General features: G+C 63.6%; 21 protein-coding genes. 16 read left to right on the forward strand and 5 right to left on the reverse strand.

The window, feature by feature from the left end:
• Positions 1–3 precede the first annotated feature (3 nt).
• From rpoN to RBA95_RS01530, 3 genes are all read left to right on the forward strand, one after another.
• Positions 4–1,512, forward strand: coding sequence for an RNA polymerase factor sigma-54 (gene rpoN, locus RBA95_RS01520; protein WP_306015021.1), 1,509 nt, complete (start codon positions 4–6; stop codon positions 1,510–1,512).
• 208 nt (positions 1,513–1,720) lie between these two features.
• The gene (gene hpf, locus RBA95_RS01525) at positions 1,721–2,359 is read left to right on the forward strand and encodes a ribosome hibernation-promoting factor, HPF/YfiA family (RefSeq protein WP_306015022.1); all 639 of its coding nucleotides are present in this window, start codon (positions 1,721–1,723) and stop codon (positions 2,357–2,359) included.
• A gap of 42 nt (positions 2,360–2,401) precedes the next feature.
• On the forward strand, positions 2,402–2,866 hold the full coding sequence (locus RBA95_RS01530) for a PTS sugar transporter subunit IIA (protein ID WP_306015023.1): 465 nt from the start codon (positions 2,402–2,404) through the stop codon (positions 2,864–2,866).
• Positions 2,867–2,929: 63 nt separating this feature from the next.
• Here RBA95_RS01530 and RBA95_RS01535 read toward each other — a convergent pair whose 3' ends face one another.
• Positions 2,930–3,790 carry an isoaspartyl peptidase/L-asparaginase family protein gene (locus RBA95_RS01535; protein WP_306015024.1) on the reverse strand — a complete coding sequence of 287 codons (861 nt, stop codon included), beginning with the start codon at positions 3,788–3,790 and terminating at the stop codon, positions 2,930–2,932.
• 202 nt (positions 3,791–3,992) lie between these two features.
• Between RBA95_RS01535 and RBA95_RS01540 the strand changes: the two genes are divergently transcribed.
• Together RBA95_RS01540 and RBA95_RS01545 are read left to right on the forward strand one after the other, a co-directional pair.
• Positions 3,993–4,766, forward strand: a complete 774-nt coding sequence (locus RBA95_RS01540; protein ID WP_306015025.1) for an SDR family NAD(P)-dependent oxidoreductase — start codon at positions 3,993–3,995, stop codon at positions 4,764–4,766.
• Positions 4,767–4,917: 151 nt separating this feature from the next.
• Entirely contained in the window at positions 4,918–5,202 is a 285-nt protein-coding gene (locus RBA95_RS01545; RefSeq protein ID WP_306015027.1) for a TMEM165/GDT1 family protein, read from the forward strand.
• A gap of 59 nt (positions 5,203–5,261) precedes the next feature.
• Here RBA95_RS01545 and RBA95_RS01550 read toward each other — a convergent pair whose 3' ends face one another.
• From RBA95_RS01550 to RBA95_RS01560, 3 genes are all read right to left on the reverse strand, one after another.
• On the reverse strand, positions 5,262–5,780 hold the full coding sequence (locus RBA95_RS01550; protein WP_306015028.1) for a hypothetical protein: 519 nt from the start codon (positions 5,778–5,780) through the stop codon (positions 5,262–5,264).
• Positions 5,781–5,884: 104 nt separating this feature from the next.
• Positions 5,885–6,040 (reverse strand): hypothetical protein, encoded by a 156-nt coding sequence (locus tag RBA95_RS01555; RefSeq protein WP_306015029.1) that lies wholly within the window; start codon positions 6,038–6,040, stop codon positions 5,885–5,887.
• A gap of 57 nt (positions 6,041–6,097) precedes the next feature.
• Positions 6,098–6,730, reverse strand: a complete 633-nt coding sequence (locus RBA95_RS01560; protein WP_306015030.1) for a tetratricopeptide repeat protein — start codon at positions 6,728–6,730, stop codon at positions 6,098–6,100.
• A 61-nt stretch (positions 6,731–6,791) separates the two neighbouring features.
• Between RBA95_RS01560 and RBA95_RS01565 the strand changes: the two genes are divergently transcribed.
• Positions 6,792–7,640 (forward strand): hypothetical protein, encoded by an 849-nt coding sequence (locus RBA95_RS01565; RefSeq protein ID WP_306015031.1) that lies wholly within the window; start codon positions 6,792–6,794, stop codon positions 7,638–7,640.
• Here RBA95_RS01565 and RBA95_RS01570 read toward each other — a convergent pair.
• Entirely contained in the window at positions 7,637–8,380 is a 744-nt protein-coding gene (locus RBA95_RS01570; RefSeq protein WP_306015032.1) for an alpha/beta fold hydrolase, read from the reverse strand. The two genes, RBA95_RS01565 and RBA95_RS01570, sit on opposite strands and share 4 nt — an antisense overlap.
• Positions 8,381–8,488: 108 nt before the next feature.
• Between RBA95_RS01570 and RBA95_RS01575 the strand changes: the two genes are divergently transcribed.
• From RBA95_RS01575 to RBA95_RS01620, 10 genes are all read left to right on the forward strand, one after another.
• Complete coding sequence (locus RBA95_RS01575) at positions 8,489–9,607, forward strand: glycosyltransferase family 4 protein (protein ID WP_306015033.1); 1,119 nt, start codon at positions 8,489–8,491, stop codon at positions 9,605–9,607.
• 4 nt (positions 9,608–9,611) lie between these two features.
• On the forward strand, positions 9,612–10,595 hold the full coding sequence (locus RBA95_RS01580; protein WP_306015034.1) for a glycosyltransferase family 9 protein: 984 nt from the start codon (positions 9,612–9,614) through the stop codon (positions 10,593–10,595).
• A gap of 100 nt (positions 10,596–10,695) precedes the next feature.
• Complete coding sequence (gene infC / locus RBA95_RS01585; protein ID WP_371933576.1) at positions 10,696–11,235, forward strand: translation initiation factor IF-3; 540 nt, start codon at positions 10,696–10,698, stop codon at positions 11,233–11,235.
• A gap of 215 nt (positions 11,236–11,450) precedes the next feature.
• The gene (locus RBA95_RS01590; RefSeq protein ID WP_306015035.1) at positions 11,451–12,389 is read left to right on the forward strand and encodes a hypothetical protein; all 939 of its coding nucleotides are present in this window, start codon (positions 11,451–11,453) and stop codon (positions 12,387–12,389) included.
• Positions 12,390–12,491: 102 nt separating this feature from the next.
• Positions 12,492–12,953: a peptidase S1 gene (locus RBA95_RS01595; protein WP_306015036.1), complete on the forward strand. Its 462-nt coding sequence runs from the start codon at positions 12,492–12,494 to the stop codon at positions 12,951–12,953.
• A gap of 196 nt (positions 12,954–13,149) precedes the next feature.
• Positions 13,150–14,910, forward strand: coding sequence for a hypothetical protein (locus tag RBA95_RS01600; protein WP_306015037.1), 1,761 nt, complete (start codon positions 13,150–13,152; stop codon positions 14,908–14,910).
• Between the two features lie 184 nt (positions 14,911–15,094).
• Complete coding sequence (rpmI, locus tag RBA95_RS01605) at positions 15,095–15,298, forward strand: 50S ribosomal protein L35 (protein WP_009802356.1); 204 nt, start codon at positions 15,095–15,097, stop codon at positions 15,296–15,298.
• A 47-nt stretch (positions 15,299–15,345) separates the two neighbouring features.
• A complete protein-coding gene (gene rplT, locus RBA95_RS01610; RefSeq protein WP_009802355.1) occupies positions 15,346–15,705 on the forward strand; it encodes a 50S ribosomal protein L20 in 360 nt (119 codons plus the stop codon).
• Positions 15,706–15,845: 140 nt separating this feature from the next.
• Positions 15,846–16,928, forward strand: coding sequence for a phenylalanine--tRNA ligase subunit alpha (gene pheS / locus RBA95_RS01615; protein ID WP_306015038.1), 1,083 nt, complete (start codon positions 15,846–15,848; stop codon positions 16,926–16,928).
• Between the two features lie 10 nt (positions 16,929–16,938).
• On the forward strand, positions 16,939–17,496 hold the full coding sequence (locus tag RBA95_RS01620) for a hypothetical protein (RefSeq protein ID WP_306015039.1): 558 nt from the start codon (positions 16,939–16,941) through the stop codon (positions 17,494–17,496).
• Positions 17,497–17,511 lie beyond the last annotated feature (15 nt).

Below are 17,511 nucleotides of genomic sequence, written 5' to 3' on the forward strand. Positions count from 1 at the left end.
TTAATGGCCGGACTGGGACATAAGCTTGAGGCCCGCCAGGGTCAGGGTCTGGTAATGACCCCTCAGCTGCAGCAGGCGATCAAGCTGCTGCAGTTGAACAATATCGAGCTGGCCGAGTTCGTGGAAACCGAGCTGGAGCGCAATCCGCTGCTGGAACGCGATGAGCGTTCCGATGCGCCGGCGTTTGATGAATCCGCCCCTGCCGAACCCGCCGAGAAGACCCGCGAGAGCGGAGATGAGCTGAGCTTTGACGCGCCGGGCAAGGCGGATGAAGCGCTCGATGCGGACAGGGAGGCCATGTATTCGGACTCCAAATCCGACATGGCCGGCGCGGATAATACAAGCGGGGCTGTGGACTGGTCCCGCGCCGGATCGGGCGGCTCTTTCAACGCCTCCGAGTTTGACGCCGCGGACCATGCCAGTCGTGAAAAGACCTTGCATGAACATCTGCATGACCAGCTGGCTGATCTGGCGCTGCAGCCGGCCGATCGGCTGATCGCGGCGCATCTGATCGATCTGGCGGATGAAGACGGCTATCTGCGCACCGATCTGGGTGAGACGGCGGATCGTCTGGGCGTGACCCGGTCCGAGGTCGAGGCCGTTCTGGCGGCGCTGCAGAAGTTCGAACCGACGGGCGTCATGGCCCGCAATCTTCAGGAATGTCTGGCGTTGCAGCTTCGAGAGCGCGACCGCCTGGACCCGGCCATGGCGGCTCTGGTGGATCACCTGCCGCTCTTGGCCAAGCATGACTATGCCGGGCTCAAGGCCTTGTGCGAGGTGGATTCCGAAGATCTCGAGGACATGATCGCCGAGCTCAAGCGTCTGACGCCCAAGCCTGGCCTCGGCTTTGGCGCGGATGGCGCGCGGGCCGTGGAAGCCGATGTCATGGTGCGCGAGCGCCCCGATGGCGGCTGGGCGGTGGAGCTCAATACCGACACCTTGCCGCGCGTTCTGATGAACAATCGCTACGCTGCTCAGATCAGCAAGTCGGCGCGGTCAGAAGACGAGAAGGTCTTCATCAGCCAGTGCGCCCAGAACGCCTCCTGGCTGGTGAAAAGCCTCGATCAGCGCGCCCGCACCATTCTCAAGGTCGCCAGCGAGATCGTGCGCCAGCAGGACGCCTTCTTCGCCAAGGGCGTCGCCTGGCTGCGGCCCTTGAACCTGAAAACGGTTGCGGACGCGGTGGGCATGCATGAATCCACGGTCAGCCGTGTGACCTCGAACAAATACATGGCCACCCCACGCGGCCTGTTCGAGCTGAAATACTTCTTCACCTCCGCCATTGCGTCAGCAGACGGCGGCGAGGCCTATTCCGCCGAAGCGGTCCGGTTCCGCATCAAGGCGATGATCGATTCTGAAACCATCGATGACGTGATGAGCGACGACAAGATCGTCGAGCGTCTGCTGGCCGATGGCGTCGATATTGCGCGCCGTACGGTGGCCAAATACCGCGAGGCGATGAACATTCCCTCTTCGGTCAAGCGCCGCCGCAAGCTCAAGGGCATGAACTGAGCGATCGCCTTGCTGCACTGCATGATGCGATTGCCCTACCTGTCGTTCACCGTGTCGCACCGGTTCTGATTGACGGGCCTGCTTTGGCGCCTCTACCGTGAATGTCCGGTCTTTCTGACAGACCGGCCGCGCCCGGCGCGGGAGTGACCCTTAAGGGGTCCAACGCGCCGAAGGCGCGCTGTTGGACCCCCAGTTGAAGGGAGCTCTCATGTTTATCCAGTTCGTTTCCAAAGGCATCGACGTTTCCCCCGCTCTGCGTGAGCGCATGGAGACTCGCATCACGGACGCCGGCTCGAAATATTTCAATCGTCCGGCCGAAGCCTTTGTCGTCGCGAGCAAGGAGGGGTACGGCTTCAAGGTGGACATTTCGCTCCATCTGCCGTCCGGGGCTTTTCTTCAGGCGTCCGGCTCGGCCGAGGACGCCTATGGCGCGGCCGAGGACGCGGCGGGCCATCTCGAGAAACGATTGCGTCGTTATAAGCGCCGTTTGAAGGACCATCACGCTGATTCCAAGTCCGATCTGCCGGCGGCGGAGCCGACCCCGGTTCTCGTGCTGCGGTCTGATGGACGCCAGGGCGATCTGTCAGACGAGGCGTTCGACGATGATGATGGCGGCGCGGTCGGCGGTGACGAACCGGTGATCATCGCCGAGCAGGCGGCGGAACTGAAAACGCTCACCGTGTCCATGGCGGTGCTGGAAATGGACCTAGCGGATGCGCCCTTCGTGCTGTTCCGCAACGCTGCCAGCGGGGCCATGAATTTCGTCTATCGCCGTCCGGACGGACATGTGGGCTGGATTGATCCGTCCCGAGGCGCTAAAGACGCGGCCAGCGCGGCTGCGGAGTGAGTGAAATTCCCAGCCGCTGGGCAGCCAGCAGTTGAGCGTTTCATGGCTCTGAGCACTCTCATTCCGCCAGGCGGCGTCTCCGCCGAACTGGCAGCGACCAGTCGCAAGCAGGCCCTAGTGGGCCTTGCCGAACTCGCAGAACGGGCTCTGGGCGTCTCCGCACGACCGGTTCTGGATGCGGTGATCGAACGCGAGAAACTCGGATCGACCGGGGTGGGGGATGGCGTGGCCATTCCCCATGCCCGCACCGATCTGGTGGATCGGGTGTGCGGCGTGTTCGCGCGTCTGAAAAGTCCTGTGGATTTTGACGCCATCGACGGTCAGCCCGCCGATCTGATTTTCCTGCTCCTGGCGCCGGAAGACGCCGGGGCGGATCATCTCAAGGCGCTGGCCCAGGTGTCGCGCTTCTTCCGGCGTGAAGAACTGCGCCGCGCCGTGCGCGCGGCGCCGGATGCAGACGCGGTCGCGGCCTTGCTCAACAATGGCGTGGAAAGCGACGCGGCCTAGAGCTCGCGTCTCTGCGCTGAAACAAAAAGCCCCGGCCTGATGGTCGGGGCTTTTTCTTGTGTCTTAGCTCATCCGCACATCGATGCGGCCATCGGAATGCACGATGGCGCGCTTCATGCCCGGCGAATTGAACTGGGCGGTCACAGCCCCCGAGGCGTCCACCGCGATCAGCCCGCCTTCACCGCCCAGCCGCGCCACATCTTCAAGAGCGCCTTCAACCGCTTCGGCGAGCGGGCGTCCGGCGTATTTCACGCGGGCGGAGACATCGGCGGCGGCGTTGGCGCGCATGAAATACTCGCCCTGGCCCGTGCAACTGACGGCGACGCGCTCGTCCGCCCAGGTGCCCGAACCGATGATCGGCGTATCGCCGACCCGGCCCCAGACCTTGTTCAGCGTGCCGCCCGTCGAGGTCGCCGCTGCGAGGCGGCCCTGCAGATCCAGCGCCACCGCGCCCACCGTGCCGGTCGGGATGGGGCGGGGGTCGGGATCCGCGGCGGATTTGTAATAGCTGTCGGGGTCTTCGACCTGAGCGAGGCCTGCTTTTTCCGCAAAGGCTTCCGCGCCCTTGCCGGCCAGCAGGACATGCGGGGTCTCTTCCATGACCGCCCGCGCCGCCTTGATGGGCGATAGGAAGCCGGTCAGCGCCGAGACCGCGCCGGCATTGCGGGTGGAGCCCTCCATCACCGCCGCATCCAGCTCATACCGGCCCGCCGCATTGGGGGCGCTGCCCTTGCCGGCCACATACAGCCCGGACGCTTCCAGATCGGCGACCGCTTCGACAACGGCGTCCAGCGCGGACTGGCCCGCCAGCAGCTTGGCGCGGGTGCGTTCGGCGAGATCGGTCAGATGTGTGATCTCACGCTCATAGCTACGATCCGCGAGAACGCCCGCGCCGCCGTGAAGAACCAGAACCGGTGTGGTCATGCCGCCCTCGCACCTGAATGAATGAACTCAGTATCGCCGATCGCATTAACACCCCAGCGGTCAGGGTGGAAGCGCGGCGTCATGCCCATGAGAGACGCATTCCAATTTGTAGGGCGAGACGCTATGTCAGGGGGGGAGAGGGCCGGTTACTCCGGCCTGTCACCTCCACGTCCAAGAACACTCACACCCAGGGGAGAGACACATGGATTTCAAAGGCATTGCAGCGGTCGTCACGGGCGGCGCATCCGGTCTGGGCGAAGGCACCGCCCGTCGTCTGGCCGCCGAGGGCGCCAAGGTTACCCTGTTTGACCTCAATGAAGAGCGCGGCGAAGCCGTGGCCAAGGAAATCGGCGGTGTGTTCGCCAAGGTGAACGTGGCCGATCCTGAAAGCGTGAAGGCCGGTTTCGAGAAAGCCCGCGCCGCCCATGGCCAGGAACGGGTTCTGGTGAACTGCGCCGGCATTGGCTGGGCCGAGAAGACCGCACGTCGCTCCTCATCGGGCGATATCGTCATGCACCAGCTCGACAAATTCCAGCTGGTGGTCAATGTGAACCTGATCGGCAGCTTCAACTGCGCGGCCATCTCTTCGGCCGGCATGCTGACGCTGGACCCGACCGACTCCGGTCGCGGCGTGATCATCAATACCGCGTCGGTCGCCGCTCAGGACGGCCAGATCGGCCAGGTCGCCTATTCCGCGTCCAAGGGCGGCATTTACAGCATGACCCTGCCCATGGCGCGTGATCTCGCCCGTGAAGGCGTGCGGGTGAACACCATCCTGCCGGGCTTCTTTGAAACCCCGATCTACGAGCAGATGCCGCCGGAAGTGAAAACTAATCTCGCCGCCAACCTGCAATTCCCGCAGCGCTTCGGCACCCCGGCGGAATACGCCGACCTCGTCGCCTTCATGGTGTCGAATGATTATATTAACGCCGAATGCGTCCGCCTCGACGCCGGCGCGCGCATGCCCCCGAAATAAGGGCGGATTCAGCGCTGAAGCGACAAACCCCGGAGCCTGCGCTCCGGGGTTTTTTGCGTTTGGCGTCTATGCCGCGTGAAAAAGGGGGAAGACAGCTCCGGCCTGATCGCGCAAAGACAGGCCGATTTTGATCCGGATCAGGGAGCCATCCATGGGGTTTGCCGCGATTTTCTTCGCCGTTTTTCTGGCCGAGCTGGGCGACAAGACCCAGATCGCTTCCGCCGCCTTCGCCGCGGGCGATCCGGGCCGTGCCTGGAAAGTCTTCGCGGCCTCCTCGCTGGCGCTCGTCTGTTCCACCGCCATCGCGGTTTTCGTGGGCCAGTTTGCGGGCGAGCATCTGGCGCGCCTGCCCCTCAAACTGATCTCCGGGATCGTTTTCATCGCGCTCGGCGCTCTGGCGGTGCTGGATCATTTCCGCACGGCTGCGGGCGCTTGAGGCATGAAAAACGCGCCCGCTGATCCAGCGGACGCGTTCTTGAAGTCTGGTCGCGAGATCTAGTTGGTCGCCGGACGCTGGACGCGTGGCCCGAGATTGGCCAGCACTTCGCGGGCATTGAAGGCGTCGGGGGTTTCGGGAACCGCGCCGCGGCCCAGTACGATTTCCGCCATGGCTTCATAGCGGGTGACTTCACGCAGATTCACATCATTCCAGAACGGATCGTAATGGCCATACCAGCCATGCGCCGGGTGGAAATAGCGATAGCGAAGCCCGAACCGGTCATAGCCTGACGACCCCATCAAGCGGGTATTGCTCTCGGTGTCGCGCTGGGCGAGGCGGAAATAGTCATAGCCCTGATCCAGCGTCAGCTCGGCGGCGCGATAGAGCAGATAGGTTTCCACCGTATCGCGATCGGTCAGGGAATTGCCGCTGAAGCTGATCCGGAAGCGGTCGGATTCCACTTGCTGCTCGGTCAGGCCGTAACGGGAGTCGCCCGCCGGCGCGTAAGGCGTTGGGCCGCTTGCACAGCCAGCAAGTATGGCGGCCAGGCTGATGACGGTGAGTGTTCTGAGCATGATCGGAGTCCTCTCATGACGTTGCTTCCTTCAAATATGGGGGGAAGTTCGCGCCAAGTGAAGCCGACAGAGGCGAAATTTAACCTTATGACCGACGCGCCCGCCTAGAGCTGGATCAGCCACCCGCGCAAGACCACCATGTTCTTGTCCGCCTCGATCAGCTTGCGGGCGGCGGGGGACAAGGTGCGGCCCCGACCGGCCTGTTCGGCGGTCCGGGCGGTCCTTTCCGCCAGGGCCAGTATGTTCATGGAACGTCGCATGGGTCTCTCCTGTAGATTGGAGAGGAGAGTGCACCCATGGGTTGATTGTGAAAAGCCCTATCCCGTACGGCGGGCATTGATGATCTGTCCTCTCAGAACAAGAATATCAATGTTTTCAGGGGAGAGGGCCCGAGCCGCCTCAATGTCCGACAAGGCGGCGTCAAAGTCGCTCTTGGCGAGACGCGCCTCGGCGCGCAGGCGGTATGCCAGCGGGTCTGAGCGATCGTGTTCCAGGGCGGCGCTGGCGGAGGCTTCCGCCGCGTCAAAGGCTTCGAGCGCCAGCTGGGCCTGGGCGAGGCCGGTCAGAAGACCGCGATCCTGGGGCGCGAACTCAAGGCCCTGTTCGAAGCTGATCGCAGCTTGCTCATATTCTTCCGCCGCCAGAAAGGCGTCGCCGGACTGGCCCAGCATGATGGCGCGGCTGAGATCGCTCGCCAGGCCCGCCTCCAGCGCGGCTTCGCGCAAGCGCAGGGCGCCCGGCGCTTCCTGACCCAGCGCGATCAGCGCCAGGGAAATACAGTGTTCCGCCGGCCATCCGCCCCCTTGGTGTCGCCAGGTCAGCGCCGCCTCATAGGCGGTCTCGGCATCATCGCTGATGGTGGCGAGACAGGTCTCGAGCCGTGTCTGATCGCTCACGGGCGCGGACTGGGCCAGAGCCAGAGACAGGGTCAGTACAAGAACAGGCGCCATGACGGGTTTCCCAAGGGCTGCAACGGGGTCTAAGCCTATCGGGCCAATCAAGGAGACGTCCATGAGCGCGCGCAGCATCACCCTTTTCGGCTTCGGCTTCACCGCCCGGGCCATCGCTCGCCGGTTGAGCGCGGAAGGGTGGCGGGTGAAGGCCACAACGCGCTCTGAAGATCAGGCGGATGCGATTGCGTGCCTGGGGCATGAACCGGTCATCGCCAATCCCGCCAGGGCGTCTGATCATGCCCAGCTGCAAGCCGCCGCCGAGACGTCTGACGCCTGGGTCTTCTGCGCCCCGCCGGGCGAAGAGGGTGATCCTTTCTATCCAGCCCTTGAGGCGGTCGAGACGTCGGGCAAATGGCTGGGCTATCTGTCCACGACCGGGGTTTATGGCGACCGACAGGGCGGCTGGGCATTCGAGTATGAACCCACCTCACCCGGCCAGGATCGCTCCTTCCGTCGTGAAAGGGCCGAAACGCAATGGCGGATGCGAGGAGCGCGCCTGTTTCGGTTGGCGGGCATTTACGGGCCGGGCCGGTCCGCCTTTGACCGGCTGGAGGCGGACAAGACGGTTTTTGACAAGCCCGGCCATGTCTTCAGCCGTATTCATGTGGAGGATATCGCGCAGGCGGTGTCGCGGGCGCTGGCTCGCCCCCATATCGAAGGGGCGTTCAACATGGCCGATGACTGGCCCGACACTCAGCCTCATGTGATGACCGGGGCGGCCCGGATCGCGGGCCTGCCAGCGCCGACGATCGAACCGTTTGACCCCGAGAACGCCACGCGCATGCAGGCGAGCTTTTATGCCGAATGCCGTCGGGTCTCCAATGCGCGCGCCAAGGCGGCGCTGGGCTGGCGGCCGGACTATCCGAGCTGGCGTGAAGGCCTTCAGGCCATCTGGGATCAGCGCTAGACGCTGACTTCGTCAATCATCCGGATCAGCGCGGCCAGATCGTCAGGCGCGCCCATGCCGTGATCGCCGGCCTTGGACAGCTCATAGCGCACATCGTTTGAGGTGAGCTGTTCGAGCACGCGCAGGCCATGGCTCCAGGGCACGTCCCGATCGTGCCAGCCATGCAGGATGCGCACGGGACCGTCAAAGGGGATGGGGGCGTCGAGCACATTCCATTGCCGGCCGTCCTCGATCAGGGTTTTCGTGATCGGATAAGGCTCCCCATAGGGGTTGGGCCGAAGCCATTCCCCCTCTGTGTCGATCTGCTCGCGGATATGGAAGGGCAATTGCTCCCAGATCAGCGCATCGGTGAAATCCGCCGCCGGGGCGACCAGCACCAGGGCTCTGACTTTTTCAGGGCGCGTCAGGGCCAGAAGCAGGGCCATCCAACCGCCCATGGACGAGCCGACGAGGATTTGCGGACCGTCGGTTTCAAGATCGAGCATGGCGAGCGCATCCTCGCGCCACTGACTGATCGTCGCGTCCGCCCATTCGCCGTCCGACGCGCCATGAGCGCTGTAATCAAACCGCAGGAAGGCGCGCTCGGTCCTGTCCGCCCAGGCCTGAAGCGCGCTGGCCTTGGTGCCCGTCATGTCGGACTTGAACCCGCCCAGGAACATGACGCCCGGGCCGGAACCCGTGCGGCGGTGATAGGCGAGGCCGGGCTGGCCGGGGCGGTTCAGGCGTCTTGGGTCGGTCATCCAGGTCTCCTTGGCGGCGCCCAGATGGTTTACGGACCCGCCCGGTCGCGGTTATCTGAAGGTCTTGCGGGCCGTCAACCGGTTCGCCCGATCAGAAGGCGCACGCGTTTGAACATCTTGCAGGTCATCCCCCAGATGCATGCGGGCGGCGCTGAGCGCACAGTCATCGAGGTGGCCCAAGCCATCGTGGAGGCCGGGGGACAGGCGATCGTCGCCAGCTGCGGGGGCCGACTGGTCGCGGATCTGGAGGCGGTGGGCGCCCGCCATGTCACCCTGGACATGAAGACCAAGAATCCGCTCAAGATCTGGTCAAACGCCGGCAAGCTGGCGCAGCTGATCGAGGCGGAGTCCATTGACCTCATTCACGCCCGCTCGCGCGCCCCCGCCTGGAGTGCGAAATGGGCGGCCCGACGCACGCATATTCCGTTCGTGACGACCTATCACGGCTTCTATAAGGCGAAGGGGCGGCTCAAGCGCTGGTACAATTCCATCATGGCGCAAGGCGATCTCGTCATCGCTAACTCCGAATTCACCGCCAACCATGTGCGCGATGAGCACGCGATCGAGGATCGCCGCCTGCGCGTCATTCCGCGCGGGGTGGATCTGGACCAGTTCGACCCGGCGAAGGTGAACCCGGACCGGATCCGGGATCAGCGCAAGAGCTGGGGGGCGGGCCCGGAGCGTTTGACGATCGTTCTGCCTGGGCGGCTGACCCGCTGGAAGGGGCAAAGCCTGATGATCGAGGCGCTGGCCCGGCTCAGGCTTGATCCGGCGCCGCTCCTGGTCTGCCTGGGTGAAGGCGGGGGCAAGCTGGAGTATCAGGCCGAATTGCGGACGCTGGCCGAACAGGCCGGCATCGACCTGGCGATGCCCGGTCACACCACCGATATCGCCGCCGCCTATCTGGCGGCCGATCTGGTCGTCTGCCCGTCTCTGGAGCCTGAAGCGTTCGGGCGCACGGCAGCCGAGGCGCAAGCCATGGGCGCAAGGGTCATCGTGGCCGACCATGGCGGCGCGCGCGAAGTCGTCCGCGACGGCGAAACCGGGTGGCGTGCGGCGCCGGGCGATCCCGAGGCCTGGGCCACAGCGGTGAAAGCCGCCTTGTCTGTCAACGCCGATGGCGCCAACACTCTCGCCCAGGCCGCCCGCAAGCGGGTGCGCACCTATTTTTCCAAGGCGCAACTGCAACAAGCGACCTTGCGGGTCTATCAGGAGCTTCTAGACTAAGCCCATGTCAGAAGACGCCGGAAAAGAACAGATCCTGGTGATCCACGAGGGCGAGCTCACCGAGGTCGTCCGCATGCTTGCGGCCGCCAAGATGATCCGTGACCATCATCGCAAGGCGCGCATCACCCTGCTGTGTGGTGAGGAATACGAGGGGCTGCTCAAGCATTGCCCGTATTTCAATTCGGTCGAGACCAATCTCGAAGACACCGCCAAGCGCAATTTCTTTGACCGGCTGAAGGCCGCGCGCAATTCCGGTTTTGATGTCATCTACGATCTGTGCGGCACCGAAGGCGCCAAGAAGATCGGACGCGCCGTCCGGTTTTCCCGCACGCGCTGGGTCAGCGCCGTACCGCGCCCCGATCGTCCCGGACATCCGCTCGAACAGGTGGCGGGCCGGCTGGGCGAGGCGGGACTGGGTCCGACGCAGTATCGTCTGGGTGAAGCATCGCCGCCGGATCTGAGCTGGATTGATTTTGTCGCCAAGCGGTCGCGAACGCTGGAGCCGGAATATTTCGGCCTGCTGGGCCGGTACGCCCTGTTCGCGCCGGCCGGTGACGATGTGGCGCCCGCCCAGCGTTGGCCCAAGGAGCGCTGGGCGTCGCTGGCGCATGAATTGCTGGAAACCGGGGTCGAGCCGGTGATCGTCGGCGGACCCAACACCCGCGAAGTGGGGCGCTATGTGGCGCATGTGACGCCGGGCGCCCGCGACCTGACCGGACGCGCCAATCTGATCCAGCTGGCGGGGCTGGGCCGCAAGGCCAGTTGCGCCTTTGGCGAAGCGGCTGGCCTGCTGCACCTGATGGCGGCGGCGGGCTCACCCTCCGTGCTCTTCCATCCGGGTGAGAACGCACCGCTTGAAAGCGCGCCGCGGGGGGAATCCCCCACCTTGCTGATGCATGCGCCGACCCTGGCGCAGATCAATGCGAAAGAGGCCGTTCAGGCCATGCGCTGCGCGGGAGGCTTCGCAGACGCGTCAAACGCGGCCTGAACACCTTGATTTTCACGCCCTGATCGCGATATTCGCTACCGATCCCGCGCAATATCGGTTAATTTGCGCACTTTACACGCAGTTGCCATGGAGAAGACGCATAGCTCGACGTCCGCATGCCGCGCCCCCGCCTAAGAAAGAAGGGCCGCGCATCAACAGAGAAATCCGCGTACCGCGGGTTCTGTTAATTGATGAATCTGGGGAAAAACAAGGTGAAATGCCAATCGACGCCGCGCTTGAAGCTGCGTCCGAGGTTGGTCTTGACCTTGTAGAAGTTTCGCCGAACGCCAACCCGCCGGTCTGCAAGATCGTCGATTACGGCAAGCTCAAATACCAAGAGCAGAAGAAAAAGGCTGAAGCGCGCAAGAAGCAGAAGACCCAGGACGTCAAGGAAATCAAGATGCGTCCGAACATCGACATCCACGACTACCAGGTCAAAACCAAGGCGATGACCCGGTTCTTCGAGGATGGCGACAAGGTCAAGGTCACCCTGCGGTTCCGCGGTCGCGAAATGGCGCACCAGGAACGCGGCATGGATGTGATGAAGCGCGTCAAGGAAGACTTCTCCGAAGTCGCCAAGGTCGAGCTGGAACCCAAGCTCGAAGGCCGCCAGATGATCATGGTCATGGCGCCGCGCTAGGGCGTTCCGACACCCTGACTGGTTTGAAAAACCCTATCGTCAATCGACGATAGGGTTTTTTCATGCCGCGTTCAGATTTGCCGTCCCATGATGCTCTGAGATATTCGCGCAAAAGGGTCGCAGGCGAACGGTTTCGTCTGGTCCTTTAAACCAACCCTGCTTAGGGTGTTCGGGTAAAGCCGCATCACTCTGCGGGGGACTATGGGGGACGTATTATGAAGACACGATTTGGCGCTCTGAGTGCAGGGGTTCTTGCTATCGCCGCTCTGGCCGGCTCCGCGCTGGCCCAGGATTATACCGAGCCGCCGTCATTCGGCCGGGTGAGTCTGAGCTCGGGCTTCACGCCGGATCCCTATGTCCGCAATCTGACGGCGGGCGGGCCGATCCGCGCCCAGGACCGGTTTTCCGAATGCCGCGGCTATATCGCCAATGCGCCGGACTTCTCGATCAACTACACCTCCGGTTCGTTTCCGCTGATCTTCACCGTGGATTCCGACACCGACACCACCCTGGTGATCAACGGCCCCGACGCGCGCTGGTATTGCGATGACGACGGCGCGGAAAGCCCGTTGAACCCGATGGTGCGCTTCTCCAACCCGCAATCGGGCCGGTATGACATCTGGGTCGGCACCTATTCGCGCCAGGCCGGCCAGCCGGCGACGCTGTTCGTGTCTGAACTGGGCGAGCATACCCGCGACGGACAATCCGGCGGCATGAATTACGGCGGCGGCCTGGATATCAGCCTGCCCTCGCGCTTTGCAGACATCACCCTGAACGGCGGTTTCCTGCCTGATCCGTATCAGCTGCGACTGACAGCGGGCGGATCGGTTGCTGTCAGTGACGCCGTGCAATACGCCACCGGGTCATGCCGCGGCTATGTCACGCGCGAACCGAGCGTGGAGCTCGATTATACGGGCTATGGCGATCTGTACATCTATACGAGCGGGGACGCCGACACGACGCTGGTCATCAATGGTCCGGACGGGCAATGGTATTGCTCGGACGACGAGATCGGCACCGATGCAGGGCTTGATTTCACGAACGCCACCCAAGGCGTCTACGACATCTATGTCGGGACGTATTCGCGGGGCGATCGCCAGACGACTCTCATGATCTCCGAGATTGAAATGGGCTATCAGCCGGCTCGGAAATAAACGGTTCGCTGGCGGGCGCGGGGCTCGCCAGCGTTCACTCGGACAGCGCCGTCCGGGCGGCCCGGGATCACGGGTCGATAGGGGACAGGAAAGGGACACCTCATGTTTCGTACGATGCTTACCGCCGCTGTTGCCGTCAGTGCTCTGGCTGTCGCCGCCGAGGCTCAGAACTATTCGCTCAGCCCGACTTACGGCACGGTCAGCCTGAACAGCGGCTTTTCACCGGATCCGTATATCGTCAACGTTCAGGCTGGCGGCTCGATCTCGGCCTCCAATGTGGGCTGTGCGGGCTATATCGCCAATGCGCCGGATTTCCGGATCAACTACAGCGCTGGCAGCTCCCTGCCGCTGATCATTTCGGTCAATGCGTCTGCGGACACCACGCTGGTCATCAACACCCCCAGCGGCGGCTGGTCGTGCAATGACGATGGCGGCAATGGCACCAATCCGTCGATCCGTTTCAACAGCCCGCAATCGGGCCAGTACGACATCTGGGTCGGCACCTATTCCAGCGGCGGCACCCAGCCGTCTCAGCTGCATATTTCCGAGCTCTACAGCCAGTAGGCTCCAGCGTCGCTTCTCCCGCTTCAGGACAGCGGCGCACAGTTACGGCCGGCGGGTATTCCCGCCGGCCTTTTACCAGGCGGCCGCCCGGGATATGTCATCGAAAAAATCTCCGGAGCGGCGCCGGACAGCCATGATCTGGCCCGTTTGTACACGATGAATGGACAGATCAGGCACTGACTCAAAGGGGGGCGCCATGACGCCATCACTCAAACTCACCGCTTCCGCAGCAGCACTGGTTCTGGGGTTGAGCGTCCCGGCCTTCGCCCAGACTTTCTCCGGTGACCCGGCCTATGGCGTGCTCTCGCTTGAAAGCGGCGCGACTGAAACCGGCGTGCGCGCTGGCGGCGCCTGGAATGCGGACCTGCTCGAGCAGGGCTGTTACGGCTTCATCACCGAGACGCCGACCCTGGCGGTCAACTATCAGGGCGATGAAGACCTCTATCTGTCAGCGGGAGCGGACGAGGACACCACCATGATCGTCCGTGCGCCGGACGGTTCCATGCATTGTGATGATGACGGGGCGGGCGATTTCAATCCGGGCCTTGTCTTCGCCAAGGCGGATGCCGGCCTTTATGAAGTCTGGCTGGGCACCTACGGCGCAGGCATGGGCACGCCTCCGGCTCGTTTTCATGCCTCCACGACCGGCTTTGACACGTCCAACCCCTACACGGTGAACCCGAATCCGGCCCTGCCAGGCGAGCAGACAGCGCGTTTGCGGTCCGGATTCCGTAATGATCCTTACGAGATTGAAGTCGTCGCCGGCGGCGGCGCGCGTCTCGAGAGCCTGGGCGATATGTGCTATGGCTATGCCGGTGAGGCTGCCGATCTGGCGCTGAGTTATCGGGCCCGGTCCCTGCCGCTCTATATCGCCATGGAAAGCGAACGCGACGGCGTGCTGGCGGTCCAGACGCCCTCTGGCGAGATGCTTTGCAATGATGACGCTGTGGGCCTGAACCCGGGGCTCCACATCGACAGCCCTGAAAGCGGTGAATACCTCATCTGGGCGGGGCTTCTGGGCGATCGCGGCGCAACGGACGCCGGCGTGCTGTCCATTTCCGAAATAGGCTATCAGGGCGTTGATCGGCGTCTTGATCTGACGGCGACGCCCCGCTTCGGCGCAGGCGTCCTGCGCGCCGGTTTCCTGCCGGATCCGTCCGTCATCGAGGTCGAGGCCGGCGGCCCGATCCAGGCGGGCATGGCGGTTGAAGATGGTGTGACCGCGATCGGGTATTGCACGGGCGATATCACGCGCGAGCCGACCTATGAGCTGACTTACGAGGCGGGCGGCAATGCCCCTCTCTTCATCTCGGCCATCTCTGATGACGACACCACCCTGGTGGTGAACGGCCCGGACGGCGCCTGGATGTGCGATGATGACGGGGGCATGGGTGTTAATCCGCTGCTCACCGTCGAGAACGCGCCAAGCGGCGTGTACGATATCTATGTGGGTCGGTTCTACGGCGAAGGCGAAACGTCCGACGCGACGCTGTACATTTCCGAGATTGGCGGCGGCGCCGATCCGGTCAATTCGCGCGTGGATATCAGCCAGCCGGCCCTGTTCGGCGATCATGCGCTGGAGGCGGGCTTTGTGCCGGACCCCTATCGCATCCAGATCGAGGCTGGCGGCTCGCTTGAAGCGTCCATGTCGGGCATTGCTTCGGATGAAGACTGGTGTGCGGGCCATTACACCATGGCGCCGACGGCCCAGCTGGACTGGACGGGGGGCGATGGTCCGTTGTCGATCTATGTCGAGGGCGAGCGGGACACCACGCTGGCGATCAACATGCCCGATGGCAGCTGGCGCTGTAATGATGATGGCGGTCCGGGCCTGAGCCCGGCGCTGGAGTTCGGCAACGCCATGAGCGGCGTCTATGACATCTATGTGGGCGTGTTCAGCGGTGAACCGGCCTCGGCCGAGCTGATGATTTCCGAATTCGACGCGCCGTCCGACTAGGGCGCGTCGACCCGGTGTAAAAGGCGCCTCGGCCCGTCCGGGGCGCCTTGCATTTTGAGTGGGGACGCGTATAACCCGCGCTCTTACTCACCGGCCACCCCGGCCTTATCGACATGCCGGGCAGCCGAGAACGCTGGAATGACGGGCCTCAGGGCCCGATTTCCCCGCAGGAATGGAGAGCGAAATGTCGAAACTGAAGACCAAGTCGAGCGCCAAGAAGCGTTTCAAGGTCACGGCCTCCGGCAAGGTTCTGGCCGGCCAGGCGGGCAAGCGCCACGGCATGATCAAACGCACCCCGAAGCAGATCCGTCAGAAGCGCGGCACCACCGCCCTGGCTGCTCCGGACGCGAAAGTCGTCAAGCGCACCTACATGCCGTACAACCGCTAAGGCGGACGGCTCAGCCCACCTTGTAACGAGATTTAGGAGACAGCCCTATGGCTCGCGTGTCCTCCGGTCCGGCCCGTCATGCCCGGAAAAAGAAGATCATTTCCCAAGCGAAAGGCTATTATGGCCGTCGCAAGAACACCTTCCGCACTGCCAACCAGGCGGTGGAGAAGGCGGGTCAGTACGCCTATCGCGACCGCCGCGCGAAAAAGCGGACTTTCCGCGCGCTGTGGATCCAGCGGATCAACGCTGCTGCCCGTCTGAACGACTTCACCTATGCCCGCTTTATGGACGGGCTCAACAAGGCCGGCATCGAGCTGGACCGCAAGGTCCTCGCCGACATCGCCGTGCATGAGCCCGAAGCCTTCGCCTCGCTGGTCGCACAGGCCAAGCAGGCTCTGCAGGGCTAAGTCGAACCCGTTTGTTCGACAGCTTGTGACAAGCGCCCGCCTGCAGATGCTGCAGGCGGGCGTTTTCGCGTTTGAGATCAGGCGCGGGCCTCGCTAAACCCCTATCTGAATAACCGCTCGTCCGATCCCCGGAGTGACCAATGACCGCCTCTTCCGATCTTGAAGCGCTGGAAGCGCGCCTGTCCGCCGATATTGAAGCGGCGTCCGATCTTGCCGCGCTCGACGCCCTGCGCGTCGGCGCCCTGGGCAAGAAGGGCGAGGTGTCCCTGAAAATGCGCGAGCTGGGCAAGATGAGCCCGGAAGAGCGCCAGGTGATGGGCCCGGCGCTCAACGGTCTGAAGGATCGCCTGAACGCGCTGGTCGAGGCCAAGAAGACGGCCCTGGAAGACGCGGCCCTGAACGCGGCGCTCGCCAGTGAGAGCGTGGACGTCACCCGCCCGGTGAAGCGCGAGGCGCAAGGCTCGCTGCACCCGGTCGCCCAGGTGATGGAAGAGCTGGCGGTGATCTTCGCCGATATGGGCTTCGCCGTGGCCGAGGGGCCGGATGTGGAAGACGACTTCCATAACTTCACCGCCCTCAATTTCCCGCCCGATCACCCCGCGCGCGACACCCACGACACCTTCTTCATGAAGGCGGAGGATGGCGAAACGCCAAAAGTCCTGCGCACGCATACGAGTCCGGTGCAGATCCGCACCATGCTCAAGAACAAGCCGCCAATCCGCATCATCGCGCCGGGCCGGGTGTATCGCTGTGACTGGGACCAGACCCACACGCCGATGTTCCACCAGGTCGAGGGCCTGGTGATCGACAAGGAAACCCATATGGGCCACCTCAAGGGCTGCCTGATGGATTTCGTCGCGGCCTTTTTCGAGACCGACACCGTCGAGGCGCGCTTCCGCCCCCACCACTTCCCCTTCACCGAGCCGAGCGCGGAAATGGATGTGCGCTATGAGCGCGTGGGCGACGCGGTGAAAGTGGGCTCGGGCGACAAATGGATGGAAATCCTGGGCTGCGGCATGGTCCATCCCAATGTGATCAAGTCGTGTGGTCTCGATCCGGACGAGTACCAGGGCTTCGCCTTCGGCATGGGCGTGGACCGTCTCGCCATGCTCAAATACGGCATGCCCGATCTGCGACCCTTCTTCGAGCCGGACACCCGCTGGCTGAGCCATTACGGCTTCAGCCCGCTCCTGCAGGCGAATCTCGCCACGGGTTTGAGCTAGGACGCGCGCGATGCGGCTTGATTCCAATTACCTGCAAGCCTTCGGCACCCTGGCCGCCGCGGTGGCGGCGCTTATTGCGCTGTTTGTGGCCTGGGATCAGGGCCGGGTGATGCGCCAGGAAATCCGCGCCTCGGTCTGGCCGGCCTTGCAGGTGGATGGTTTTTCCACCCAGCGGGACGATGACATTGTCCAGGGGCTCAACATCCAGAACGCCGGTGTTGGTCCGGCCCGGATCGATTCCATCGCCGTCTTCTACCAGGGCGCGCTCGTGACCGATCTGGAAGCGCTGTCAGACTTGTTTCCAGGACATACCGGTCGCTCTGCGACCAGCGTCTCCGGACGCATCATCGGTGCGGGCGACACGGTCGAGGTCTTCTCGTTCCAGTTATTGCGCGCAGACGGCGATGACGCTGTCGAGATGATGTACGACCTCGCCAGCAACTACACCGTGGACGTGTGCTATTGCTCGGTTCTGGATGAATGCTGGATCGCGCATACGAGCGGCGCCGCCACCCCGAAACCTGAATCTGTGGACGCCTGCCCTGCCGAGGGCGTCAGCAATCTCTAACTCTCCGACCCTTTG

The sequence above is a fragment of the Oceanicaulis sp. MMSF_3324 genome, assembly GCF_030733545.1.
Lineage (GTDB): Bacteria > Pseudomonadota > Alphaproteobacteria > Caulobacterales > Maricaulaceae > Oceanicaulis.